Origin of the sequence: Streptomyces sp. NPDC046831 (assembly GCF_040645305.1) — a bacterium.
Classification (GTDB): Bacteria; Actinomycetota; Actinomycetes; order Streptomycetales; family Streptomycetaceae; genus Streptomyces.
On record NZ_JBEYXZ010000001.1, the window covers coordinates 32,588 to 44,453 of the forward strand.

The 11,866-nt window shown below is 73.4% G+C and carries 11 protein-coding genes and 1 pseudogene; 5 read left to right on the forward strand and 7 right to left on the reverse strand.

Annotated features, from left to right (window positions below; genetic code table 11):
- Positions 1-70: 70 nt before the first annotated feature.
- A complete protein-coding gene (locus ABZ920_RS00145; RefSeq protein WP_361497553.1) occupies positions 71-985 on the reverse strand; it encodes a Rieske (2Fe-2S) protein in 915 nt (304 codons plus the stop codon).
- 190 nt (positions 986-1,175) lie between these two features.
- The gene (locus ABZ920_RS00150; RefSeq protein WP_361496700.1) at positions 1,176-1,898 is read right to left on the reverse strand and encodes an FAD binding domain-containing protein; all 723 of its coding nucleotides are present in this window, start codon (positions 1,896-1,898) and stop codon (positions 1,176-1,178) included.
- Between the two features lie 270 nt (positions 1,899-2,168).
- Here ABZ920_RS00150 and ABZ920_RS00155 point away from each other — a divergent pair.
- A pseudogene (locus tag ABZ920_RS00155) lies at positions 2,169-2,408 on the forward strand (MFS transporter); the annotation flags it as partial.
- Between the two features lie 86 nt (positions 2,409-2,494).
- On the opposite strand, the gene ABZ920_RS00160 reads toward ABZ920_RS00155, so the two are convergent.
- Both ABZ920_RS00160 and ABZ920_RS00165 read right to left on the reverse strand, forming a co-directional pair.
- On the reverse strand, positions 2,495-3,892 hold the full coding sequence (locus ABZ920_RS00160; RefSeq protein WP_361496703.1) for an amino acid permease: 1,398 nt from the start codon (positions 3,890-3,892) through the stop codon (positions 2,495-2,497).
- A gap of 179 nt (positions 3,893-4,071) precedes the next feature.
- Positions 4,072-5,550, reverse strand: a complete 1,479-nt coding sequence (locus ABZ920_RS00165) for a glutamate--cysteine ligase (RefSeq protein WP_361496706.1) — start codon at positions 5,548-5,550, stop codon at positions 4,072-4,074.
- Between the two features lie 322 nt (positions 5,551-5,872).
- Between ABZ920_RS00165 and ABZ920_RS00170 the strand changes: the two genes are divergently transcribed.
- On the forward strand, positions 5,873-6,667 hold the full coding sequence (locus ABZ920_RS00170) for an SDR family oxidoreductase (protein ID WP_361496709.1): 795 nt from the start codon (positions 5,873-5,875) through the stop codon (positions 6,665-6,667).
- A gap of 188 nt (positions 6,668-6,855) precedes the next feature.
- Here ABZ920_RS00170 and ABZ920_RS00175 read toward each other — a convergent pair whose 3' ends face one another.
- Positions 6,856-7,749, reverse strand: coding sequence for a glycoside hydrolase family 19 protein (locus ABZ920_RS00175; protein WP_361496712.1), 894 nt, complete (start codon positions 7,747-7,749; stop codon positions 6,856-6,858).
- 565 nt (positions 7,750-8,314) lie between these two features.
- On the opposite strand from ABZ920_RS00175, the gene ABZ920_RS00180 reads away from it, so the two are divergent.
- Together ABZ920_RS00180 and ABZ920_RS00185 are read left to right on the forward strand one after the other, a co-directional pair.
- Positions 8,315-8,665: a cell envelope biogenesis protein OmpA gene (locus ABZ920_RS00180; protein ID WP_361496714.1), complete on the forward strand. Its 351-nt coding sequence runs from the start codon at positions 8,315-8,317 to the stop codon at positions 8,663-8,665.
- 132 nt (positions 8,666-8,797) lie between these two features.
- Positions 8,798-9,538, forward strand: a complete 741-nt coding sequence (locus ABZ920_RS00185) for a GAF and ANTAR domain-containing protein (protein WP_361496716.1) — start codon at positions 8,798-8,800, stop codon at positions 9,536-9,538.
- 102 nt (positions 9,539-9,640) lie between these two features.
- Here the strand turns inward: ABZ920_RS00185 and ABZ920_RS00190 are convergent, their stop codons facing one another.
- Entirely contained in the window at positions 9,641-9,835 is a 195-nt protein-coding gene (locus tag ABZ920_RS00190; RefSeq protein WP_361496719.1) for a hypothetical protein, read from the reverse strand.
- 178 nt (positions 9,836-10,013) lie between these two features.
- Positions 10,014-10,742 carry a GAF and ANTAR domain-containing protein gene (locus tag ABZ920_RS00195; protein WP_361496722.1) on the reverse strand — a complete coding sequence of 243 codons (729 nt, stop codon included), beginning with the start codon at positions 10,740-10,742 and terminating at the stop codon, positions 10,014-10,016.
- Between the two features lie 619 nt (positions 10,743-11,361).
- On the opposite strand from ABZ920_RS00195, the gene ectA reads away from it, so the two are divergent.
- Positions 11,362-11,835, forward strand: coding sequence for a diaminobutyrate acetyltransferase (ectA, locus tag ABZ920_RS00200; RefSeq protein ID WP_361497556.1), 474 nt, complete (start codon positions 11,362-11,364; stop codon positions 11,833-11,835).
- The last annotated feature ends 31 nt before the right edge of the window (positions 11,836-11,866 follow it).

Here is an 11,866-nt window from a genome sequence, read left to right on the forward strand (position 1 = left end):
CCGGAGGCCGGACGGAGGGCCGTGGCGCCGCCCGGCCGGGACGCGCCGGGTGCGGGCAGCCGGAGCCGGATCACGGGACGTCGGAGAAGCGCAGCCGCGCCTCCACCCGGCCGTCGACGACGCGGGTGTCGAAGGAGGGCTGCGGCGCGGTGGCCGGACCCCGCACGTTCCAGCCGTCGGAGAGCCGGAAGGCGCTGCCGTGCCAGGGGCAGCGCAGGCACCCGTCGACGACGGTGCCCTGCGACAGGGGGCCGCCCATGTGGCTGCACCGGTCGGCCAGCACGTGCACCGACCCCGAGGCGTCCCGGACGACCGCCACGGCGACGCCGTCGACCTCGCCGCGCACCGGCCGGCCCTCCGGGAGCCCGGCCAGATCGGCGACCTTGTGCCAGCCCGGCGTGACCAGGTGCGGCACGAACTCCGCGTGGTTGGCGCCGGACGCCTGCCGGTAGGCCAGGTGACCGCCCAGCGCGCCGCCCACGCCGACCGCGCTCAGCCCGCCCAGGGCGAGGAGCCGGCCCAGTGCCTCCCGGCCGCGCAGGCGCGCGGTGAGCGACCCGGTGTACAGGCCGAGCGCCGCCACGTTGGCCGCGGCGTGCACCAGGCCGACACGCATCTGCTGACGGTGCAGTTCCGCCCAGTCCACCCAGCCCGCCACCGCGGCAGGCAGTGCGGCGACGATGCCCGTGGCGATCAGGGTGCGTGCGGCGCGCCGCTGCCCGGGCATCGTGTCGAGCACGGCCGCGGACATCCAGCTGCCGATGGGCACCTGCACCATCAGCGGATGCACGGGGTGGCCCAGCCACCGCCCGTGCAGCGCGTCGCGGGCGCGGCCCAGGGGCGCCGCGCGCACCAGCCGCTGCACTTGCCGCACGATCCGGTCGGCCCCGGAGAACCGCTCGAGCTTGTCGGTGGTACGCAGGACGCGTCCGGGCCCCGACGCGTCGGGCAGTGCCCGGCCGGCCGCCTCCGTGGCCCGGCGCATGAAGGTGCTGTGTGTCATGCACTCCCGAGTAGCCCGGCGTCGCCGTCCTAACCGGTCGAGGCGGGTGCCCGGCCCCCTCCCCGAGCGCCTGCGACGGGTGGCGGCCGAAGGCGGCAACGGCGTACGCGGCGGCCGCGGCCGGAGCGGCACCTCGGCCGCCCCGGGCACACGACCGCGGGCGGAACGCCGGTCACCGGCCGGCGGCACGCTCCAGGACGTCGGTCACCTGCCGGCGCACCACGTCCCACGCCGAGGGCGGCAGGGAGCCGAGACCCGTGCGCTCCAGGAGCGGCAGGACCTGCCCGGGGCCGCGCTCGCAGGCCGTGCTCTCGCCGACCACCTCGTACCCGTCCCGGACGGCGACGACGAGACGGCGCCGGCCGCCGCCGTCGTCGTGCACGGCGGCGGCGACCACCAGGGGCGGCGCGCCGCCCGCCGCGCCGGGCAGCTTGCGGTACCCGCTGACGAGCGGGGCGCGCCAGCGCAGGGAGAGCAGGAGGTGGCGCTTGGCCAGGACCTCGGCCAGGTCGGTCACCCGGACACCGTCCGGCTCCAGCACGGTGGCCCACGCGTCCAGGACGAGTGCCGCGGGCAGCAGGCAGCGCAGCGTGCTGCCGACGAGGTTGCCGCCGACCGTCGCCGCGCGGCGCACGGCCCCCGTCCCGACCGAGGCCGCCGCCCGGTGCAGCACCTCCGGCACCCGGTCGTCGATCCGGTGCAGCACCACCGCCGCGCCCAGCGCCTCACGTCCGATCACGTTGGCCTCGGCGACGTCGCGCAGTGACATCGCCTGCTCGGGGAAGCCGTCCCGCTGCCACACGGCCCAGACGAGCGTGGCCCCGCCCACGGGCACCGCTCCCTCGGCCAGGTACCGCTGTGCTTCGGACACGGACGTGGGCAGACGCAGCAGCATGCAACCGACCTCTTCCAAAGTCGCCGGCGGTGGGAAGGGGAGCCGGGTCACTGCCGACGGTGCGCGTTCCTCCCGCGCGGGTGAAGGGCGCGTACGGGGCTCACATCCGCACACGCGCGCGCCGCGAGCGCGGCCGTCGGCGCCGTACACGATCGCCGTGCCGTGCGCGTGCAGGGGCCCACCCTTGCCGTGGCGCACGCGTGTACGGGCCACTCTCGCGGTGGCCCCGCGTGCACTAGGGTGCTCGCTGCGCCGAGCCAGAGGGAGATCATGAAGACCGCCGCGGACTCACCACCGGCCACCCGCGGCACGCCGTGGGGCGTCCCGGCCTTCCGGCGCTTCCTGGCGGCCGGCCTGATCTCGGCCACCGGATCGGCGATGGCCCCCCTCGCCCTGGCCTACGCGGTCATCGGGCAGGGCGGAGGCGCCGGGGCGCTGGGGCTGGTGCTCGCCACCGCCACCGTCCCGACGATCCTCCTCCTGCTGGCGGGCGGCGTCCTCGCCCGTCGACCGCCCGTCCACAGCCGGACGGGGCCGGGCCCCGGCCGCTCGAGGCGGGGGCCCGGCCCCGTGCGGGCCGGCGGCGGTGTCCGGGATCAGGCGGTCGTCCGCTGCCGGCGGGCGGCCATGACGGCGTAGACGATGACGCCCGCCAGGAGGAAGAGCACTCCCTGGTACACCGCCGCGTACCCGGCGCCCGCGATGAGCCACAGGGAGAAGGCGGCGGCGACGGCGGTGATCACGCCGTCGCGCACCAGGCGGGCCCGGTCGACCCGCTCGCCGTGCCCGGAGACGAGGTGGAAGATCTGGGCGGCGGTCGCCAGCAGGTAGGGCACGGTCGCGGTGAAGGTCGTGATCAGCACGAGGATGTCGAAGACCCTGGCCGAGTGGGAGGTGTAGTTGTAGACGGTGAGGAGCGAGGCGAGGACGACGGTGACGGCGACGCCCACGGTCGGGACGCCTCGCCGCTTGCGGGCGAACGGGGTGGGGAAGAGGCCGTCGCGTGCGGCCGCGTACGGCGTCTGGGCGCTGAGCAGCGTCCATCCGTTCAGGCAGCCGGTCATCGACACCAGCGCGGCGAGCGCGACCGCGACACCGCCCCAGGTGCCGCCGAACATGGCGTTGACGGCGTCCGAGAACGGCGCGGTGGAGTCGACGAGGCGGCCGTGGGGGACGGTGCCGAAGACCGACAGCGTGCCCAGGAGGTAGACGAAGGCCGCGCCGGCGGTGCCGATGACGGTGGCGCGTCCCACGTTGCGCCGGGGGTTGTCGACCTCACCGGCGCTGACGGCGGCGGACTCCACCCCGAGGTAGGAGAAGAGCAGGATCGCGGCGCAGGCGGAGACGGCGCCGACGGTACCGGTGCCGGTGGCGTTGAACGGGCCGAGGTTGCCGGGGTCGAAGAAGAACAGGCCGCCGACGGCGACGAGCAGCAGGGGCGCGAACTTCAGGACGGTGGAGACGAGCTGGACGGCGCCGACGTAGCGGGTGCCGGCGAAGTTGGCCAGGGCGGGCAGCCACTGCAGCACGAGGGCGGCCAGGCAAGCGGTCCAGCGGTGGCCGTTGACCGGGATCAGCACGTCGAGGTAGCCGACGGCGGCGACGGCGAGCGCCGCGTTCGACACCCAGGTGGTGATCCAGTAGGCCCAGGCGGCGAGGAAGCCGGCGAAGTCGCCGAACGCCTCGCGGGCGTAGACGTAGGGTCCGCCGGTGCTGGGGTGGCGCTGGGCGAGCCGGCCGAAGACCAGCGCGAGGGCGACGGCGCCGACGGTCAGGACGGCGAAGGCGACCAGGCTGACCGTGCCGTAGGGGGCGACGGAGGCCGGCAGGAGGAAGATGCCGCCGCCGATGATGTTGCCCATGACCAGGGCGGTGGCGACGGGAAGGCCGAAGCGGCGGGCGTGGCTGCCGCTGCTGCCGGGCGGATCCTCGGACGGGGTGGGGGCGCTCTGCGGGGCCGGAGCCGATGGCCGGACGGTTCCGGTGTCGTGCATGGGGTCGTGCCTCTCGTCGAACTGACGTCCGGGATCGCCGGGACGAACCCATGGTCCGGCATGGCTGGCCCTGTCACCAAATCACTCACTTTCGTCCTGTATGACTGCCTCTGGTGCCGCAAAACGTGCGCCGTCGCGGGCACCGCGCCGGGAAATGTCCAGCCGGCCGGTGACCTCCGTCAGTCGACGGGCCAGGTGTGGGCCGGCGCGTTGAGGTGCATGTAGTCCATGTACAGCCGCGTCATCCGCCGCAGGGCCTCGTGGCGGCCGCAGTGGGCCGAGGCCTCGATGCGGTGGAGCGTCTCCTTCTGCCAGACGGCCCCGTTGCGGGCGGTGACACACCGCTGCTCGATGACGCCGAGCAGCGGCTCGCGCCAGGCCTCGTCCATGCCCGAGCGTTCCAGCCCGCGGTGCGCCAGGGGCAGCAGGCGCCGCAGGACGAGTTCGGCGACCGGCACCTCGCCCATCCCCGGCCAGTACAGGCGGGCCTCGATGCCGTGCCGCGCCGCCGTGCGCAGGTTGTCCTCGGCGGCCGAGAAGGACATCCGCGACCACACCGGCCGGTCCTCCTCCACCAGGGCGCGGGTGAGGCCGTAGTAGAAGGCGCCGTTGGCGAGGGTGTCGGCGACCGTCGGACCGGCGGGCAGCACGCGGTTCTCCACCCTCACGTGCGGCTTGTCGTGGGAGATCGCGTAGACCGGCCGGTTCCAGCGGTAGATGGTGCCGTTGTGCAGGGTCAGCTCGGCCAGCTCCGGGATGTCACCGCGGTCCAGCATGTCCCCCGGGTCCTGCTCGTCGCACAGGGGCAGCAGCGCCGGGAAGTACCGCAGGTTCTCCTCGAACAGGTCGAAGACGCTGTTGATCCACCGCTCCCCGAACCACACGCGGGGCCGCACCCCCTGCACCTTGATCTCCTGCGGACGGGTGTCGGTGGCCTGCTCGAACAGGGGGATGCGGGTCTCGTGCCACAGCTCCTTGCCGAAGAGGAACGGCGCGTTCGCCGCCAGCGCGACCTGGATCCCCGCGATCGCCTGCGCCGCGTTCCAGTAGCCGGCGAACTCCTCCGGGGACACCTGGAGGTGGAACTGGGTGCTGGTGCACGCGGCCTCCGGAGTGATCGTGTCCGCGTACGTCCGCAGCCGGTCGGCGCCGTCCACCTCGATGCGCAGGTCCTCGCCCCGGGCCGCGAAGACCTGGTCGTTGAGCAGCCGGTAGCGCGGGTTCTCCGACAGCGCCGCCTCGCCGACGTCCTCCTGCCGCAGCGTGGGCAGGATGCCGACCATGATCAGATGCGCGCCGACCGAGCTGGTGCGCTCCTCCGCGTGGTTCAGCGCGTGGCGGATCTCGGACTCCCAGGCGTCGGGACCGCCAGCCGTCAGCCGGCGGGGCGGCACGTTGATCTCCAGGTTGAACCGGCCCAGCTCGGTGGACCAGGCGGGGTCCGCGATGGCCTGGAGCACGTCGCTGTTGCGCATCGCCGGCTCCGCCTCGTCGTCGACGAGGTTCAGCTCGATCTCCAGCCCCACCTGGGGCCGCTCGGACTCGAAGCGCGACTCGCGCAGCATCTGGGCGAACGCGTCCAGGCACTCCTGCATCTTGATCCGGTACCGGCGGCGGTCCTCCCGGGTGAAGACCAGCGCCGGGACGTCTCGTCCCATCGGCCCTCCAGGGTTTCCCTCGGCGGCCACGTCTCCACCCAGCGTCGCACCGCCGGGCAGCCTCGACCATGCGGGACGGAGCACGCCGGCACGGGCACTCCGCCCGGGAAGCACGGCAGTGCGGCGACCCGCCGGGCGGAGCGCCCACCGCACCCCCCGCCGGGGTCACCGCGCCCGGCGCGCCACCGCGAAGCGGTCGATCGCATGGCCGCCGTCCCGCCGCCCCGAGCGGGTGTTCGGCCGTTCCGGTCCGATCGGTCGACCGCGCGGCCGTTCCCGGGTACTCGGCCGCTCCCTGCAACACACGAAGGGTGGAGACGGTATGCAGATCGACCTGAAGGGGCGCACCGCGCTGGTCACCGGTTCGACGCAGGGCATCGGCGCGGCGATCGCCGAGGGCCTGGCCCGGGCCGGTGCCAGGGTGGGCGTCAACGGCCGTTCCGCCGAGCGGACCGAGGAGGCCGTCGCCCGGCTCCTCAGGGACGTGCCCGGCGCCGAGCTGGTGCCGGTGGCCGCGGACGTGGCCACCGAGGAGGGCGCGCACCGAGCGGTGGACACCCTGGGCCAGGTGGACGTCCTCGTCAACAACCTCGGCGTCTTCGGCACCGCGGACCCCCTGGAGATCACGGACGAGGAGTGGCGGCGCTACTTCGAGGTGAACGTCCTCGCCGCCGTGCGGCTGACCAGGCTCCTCCTGCCCGGCATGACGGAACGCGGCTGGGGGCGCGTGCTGAACATCGCCAGCGACTCCGCGGTGGTGACCCCCGCGGAGATGATCCACTACGGCATGTCGAAGACGGCGCTGCTGGCGGTCAGCCGGGGGTTCGCCAAACAGGCGGCCGGGACCGGCGTCACGGTCAACTCCGTCATCGCCGGCCCGACGCACACGGGAGGGGTGGAGGACTTCGTCTACCAGCTCGTCGACCGCGACCTGCCCTGGGACGAGGCCCAGCGCGTCTTCATGCGCGAGCACCGGCCGCAGTCCCTGCTCCAGCGGTTGATCGAGCCCGAGGAGATCGCGCACATGGTGGTCTACCTCAGCTCCGAGCAGGCCTCCGCCACCACCGGGGGCGCCCTCCGCGTCGACGGCGGCTACGTCGACTCGATCCTGCCCTGACCGTCGGCGCGGGGCCCGGAATGAGCCCCGCGCCGACGTCGTCCGCAGTGCCGCGGCCGCCGCTTCAGGCGGCCGCGGCGAAGCGTCCGCGCCGCGGCCGGCCGGGCACCGGAGGCCGGCTGCCCTGCCCGTCCGGCCCGGGCGCCCCGGAAGGCCGGCCGGCGGGCGGGCGGCGGACGTCACCCCGCTCAGCAGTAGAGGTTGCCGCCGGGGCTGACGCCGAGGATGGACGTGAAGCGCTGGTAGGCGTCGACGCGGCTCTGCACCTGGGCGGGGTTGCGGCCGTCGCATTCCAGGGAGCCGTTGATGGAACGGATGGTCTGGCCGAAGCCGGCTCCGTTGACCATGGCGTTGTGCGGGGTCATGGTGCCGGGGCCGGACTGCGTGTTCCAGTACCACAGGCCGGTCTTCCAGGCGACGGAGGCGTCGTTCTGCACCAGCCAGGGGTTGTTGAGCAGATCGATGCCGAGTGCGTCGCCGGCGGCCTTGTAGTTGAAGTTCCAGCTGAGCTGGATGGGGCCGCGGCCGTAGTAGGCGGCCTGGCCGGCGGGGCAGCCGTAGGGCTGGTTCCAGTCGCAGTAGTGCGGGTAGTTGGCGGTGTTCTGCTCGACCACGTGGACGAGGCCGCCGGTCTCGTGGTTGACGTTGGCGAGGAAGGCCGCGGCCTCCTGCTTCCTGGTGGTGTCGCTGCCCGTGTTGGCGAAGCCGGGGTAGGCGCTGAGCGCGGCCTTGAGGCCGCTGTAGGTGTAGAAGCTGTTCCGGTTCGGGAACATCTGGTTGAACTGCGCCTCGGTGACCGGGAAGGTCCCGGCCGGCGTCTGGGAGCCACCGCTGTCGCAGGCGTACGGCTCCCAGTACCAGGTGCTGATGATGGGGTCGTAACCCGGGTTGTCGTGTTCGGCCACGTAGGCCTTGCCGTCGGTGTAACGGACGACGTCACCGGCACGGTACGACTTGCCGGCCACCCAGTTCGGGTAGCTGGAGCAGGTGGCGGCGGAGGCCTGCGTGGCGGGCAGGAGCACGGGAACGGCTCCCGCGAGCGTCAGTGCGGTCACGACGGCGGATATGCGACGCCTCGACAAGGGATCAACTCCTCGGCAGGGTACGGCCGCACCCCGCGAGGACAGGGTGGAACGAAGTCTTCTCCGCACGCGCCGGCCGGACCGGGCACGGCGTGGGATGCGACCGTGGTGGGGGGTGTGGGAGCACACTCAACCGGATTGGTCCGTACCAGTCAAGGGTATAGACCAGTCAACCAGGCTGGAAAAGGCGGGAGATGAGCCCGAGGCCCCGGGCCGGCAGCATCCGGGACCGGCTGACACCGCGACAATTCGGGCGCCCGGCACGGCCGGTCGCCGGGGCCCGGCCGCATGATGCCGCTCACGCGTCGCGATCAAGACGCGATCAAGACGGGCCGAGCCGGGTAGACGGTCCCGAGTCCTCGTCTCCAGGAAGGCCATCGATGATGCACCCATCCCCGGACCGGCACAGGCCCGCGTCGGCCACGCGACCGCACGTCGGCGGCAGGCCGCCGAGGGCGCAGGACATGAGGCGGCGCGTCCGCGGCGGCGGCCGCACGGCGGACCAGGTGTCGACCCGCGCCACCAGAAGAGCAGTCATCCCCGTCACGGTCGGGAGGGTCTGACGTTGCTCCTGCCCCACCGCAGCCGCTCGGCCGCCCCGCTCATCCCCACCGGGGCCGACCTGCTGCGCATCATCTCCGACCCCGGCACCCCCGTGTTCCTCACCGTCCACGCCGACGGCCGGCGCAGGTACAGCTACTGGCAGCCCCACGACCCGCGTACGGGCAAGGGGAGTTGCTACGTCTCCCTGCCCACCGCCGCGTGCGACATGCTGCACTCCAGCGGCCGGATCGCTCTGGGCGAGCCCCTCACGGATCCGGCCCGGACGATCTACCGCGTCAGGTCCGTGCGCACCCCGGCCGTGCGCCGGCAGCCGGCCCGTCCCACGCCCCGGCACTGGACCCGTGCGGCCTGACCGCCTCGCCGCGTTCGGCCCGCCGATGGCCGCTTCCGCCCGCCGTCCGCGCGCCGAGGCTGCCCGTGAGGATTCTGTGGGTAGGTGTGAAAGCGCTGTGGAGTTCAGGCAGGCTTCGGGAGGTGGAGAGCGGTGCGGGAGCAGGCTGCGGGGCCGCGCACCACGGTGGTGCCGGTGGTGGACTGGCTGTTGGAGACCGCTTCGCTGCGCGAGTTCTTGCAGAACCTGGTCGACGAGGCCGTTCGTGTGTCCGGCGCGGACGGATGCGGGGCTACGCTGCAACGCCTTCGGCGCCCGCTGACGGTGGTCAGCACCGGCGGGGTGGCGGACAAGCTCGACGAGAAGCAGTACGGCCAGGACGACGGGCCGTGCCTCCAGGCCCTGCGCACCGGCCGGATGGTCCATGTGCCCGACATGCTCCAGGAGACCCGCTGGGGGCCGTACCCCGACTACGCGGCCTCGCTCGGCATCCGCTCCTCGCTGTCCGTGCCCGTGCCCATGGGAAGCGAGGGCGCCGCCGGCGCCCTGAACTTCTACGCCTGCGGTCCGGACGCCTTCGCCGAGTGCGACATGGCACGGCTGGGGCAGGTGGCCGCGCAGGCGGGGGGCGGCATCGCCCTGGCCCAGCGCCTCGCGGACGCCGAGGACTTCACCCGCGACCTGCAGGCCGCGCTGCGGTCCCGCACCGTGATCGACCAGGCCATCGGCGCCGTCATGCAGCAACGGCAGTGCGGCGAGGACGAGGCGTTCGACCTGCTGCGCCGCCTGTCCCAGCAGACCAACGCCAAGCTCCGCGACGTGTGCGCCCGCCTGCTGACCGAGGTGGGCGGACAGCCGCCGAAACCCCGCCCGCCGCTGCGTCCCCGACCGTGACCGGCCGGGTCGTGAGCCGGCGCACGGCTGCGGCCGGACGGGGCGCGACCTGCCCGTGTTCCCGGTTCGCCGTCCGGTTCGCCGCCCGCCGCTCCGGCGCCCTCACGACTGCGGATACAGCCACCGCCGCAGCGACCGGCTGAGCCAGGGCATGACCGCGTAGGGGAGCAGGGGGGCGAGGACGAGCGGGAAGACCGCCGTTCGCCACGCCAGTGGCCAGTCGTGGAAGTACTGCGTGACCAGGCCGTCGTACAGCAGGGCGAACGGGTCGACGGCGAGGACGGTCGTCAGCGACATCTTCCACCGGGCGGGCGGTCTCGCCGGGACACCGGGGACGTCGAACCACCTCTCCAGACCGGTGGTGGTCAGCCGGGGACTCGCCGGCCTGCCGAACGGAGTGACGCGTTCTGTCCTGGGCACCGCGATCGGCGCCGCCGGCGTCGGGACGGATCGGCAGTCCCCGCCGGCGCACCGCTCAGGGGCGGGGACGCAGGGGCCGGCCCTCTCCGGCGGGGCTGCCGCCGACGTTGGTGATCAACTCGGCGCAGAGGTCGCGCAGCTTGACGTTGCGGCGCTGGGAGGCGGAGCGCAGGAGCCCGAAGGCCTCGTCGGCGGGGCAGCGCTGCTGGCCCATGATGACGCCGATGGCCTGGTCGATGACGCTGCGGGACTTCATCGCCTCCTGCAGATCGGCGGCGTACTGCCGGGTGTCGGCGATGCGCTGGGCGATGGCGATGGCCCCGGAGGCCTGGGCGGCCAGCTTCCGCAGGTCACCGAGATCGAGGTCGGCGAAGCCCTGCGCCTTGGGGGAGTACAGGTTCAGCGCGCCGGCGGTGTGGGTGTGGGCGGCGATCGGCAACGACACCGAGGACAGCGTGCCGCAGGAGGCGGCGTAGGCGGGATAGGGCCCCCAGCGGCCTTCGCCCAGCATGTCCGGGACCAGGACTTCCTCACCCGAGCGCAGCGCCGAGAGGCAGGGCCCGTCGTCCTGCCCGTACTGCGCCTCGTCCAGGTCGCGGGCGTTGGCGCCGGCACTCACCACGGTCACCGGCCGGTGCTCCTGCTCGACGGTGATGCCCGCCCCGTTCGCGGTCGGCGTCACCTCCAGCGCGCTGTCCGCGAGAGCCTGCAGGAACTCCTCGAAGGACTGGGTGCTCAGCAGCAGGCTGGTCACGTCCGGCAGGCCGGACGACTGGTCGGTCACGGTGAGACTTCCTTCCGGGCCAGGCCCTCGGCACCACGGTCCGCCGCCGGGCACCACGGACTTCCTGCCCGCGGGGCGCACCCCGGTGGAACCGGCCGCCCGCGCGTGAGGACGCAGAGGTGACGGCCGCTGCTTCCACTATGCGCCCCCCGGCGGCGACCGCGGACCGGATCTGCTTTTTCTCGCGCGTACCCCGGGCCTCCGCCCATCCGATACCCCCCGCAGCCGTGTACCGGCACGGTGTGACCGGGGCGCAGGCGAGGCGACGGCCGCTCGCCGCGGGCCGGCTCCGCCCCAGCCGCCCCGATCCCCGTGGGCGGGGTTTTTCGGCTCGGGTTTCCGTGCGGGTGGGCGAGGGTATTCCCACGCTTTCCCGCCCCTCAAACACGGAATCCTCGTCTCGCCACTCACTACCCTGCTGGCGTAGCATCGAACCGGCCAGTATGTGAGTGGTTCTTCGTCGCGCGGTCCTCACATGCTCGAGTCCGACGGCAAAACGAGTCGTCATCGGTTCGGCGACCAGAAGGCGGACGCACGGGAATGCGTGTCGATCAGGTGGAATGAACCCACCCGGTGATCCGCCGGGAGAGCGAGGTGTGCGCTTGTGGGCACACTGGTCATGGAAACACCCACGGTCAGGGACGGGGCCGCAGCGTGGCGCATGGCCCGGGATTCCCAGGTGCTCGACGTGAACTCCGCCTACAGCTATCTGCTGTGGTTCCGGGACTTCGCCCGCACGTCCGTGGTGGCCTCGGAGCCCGACGGCGTGCCGGTGGGGTTCGTGACGGGCTTCCGCCGCCCCGAGCAGCACGACACCCTAGTCGTCTGGCAGATCGCCGTGGACCGGGGGCAGCGGGGACGCGGCATCGCCAGTGCCATGCTGGACCACCTCACGGCCCGGTTGCGCGCCCGCGGTGTCCTGCGCTGGCTGGAGACGACCGTCAGCCCGGACAACGCCGCGTCGCGCAGGCTGTTCCGGGCGTTCGCGGAGCGGCACGCGGCGGCGCTCGAACGCGAGGAACTCTTCCCGGCGGAACTCTTCCCCGACACCCATGAGGCCGAGGACCTGTACCGCATCGGGCCGCTGCGCTGACCACCGGGTGTCGCGGGCGGGTCCGCATATC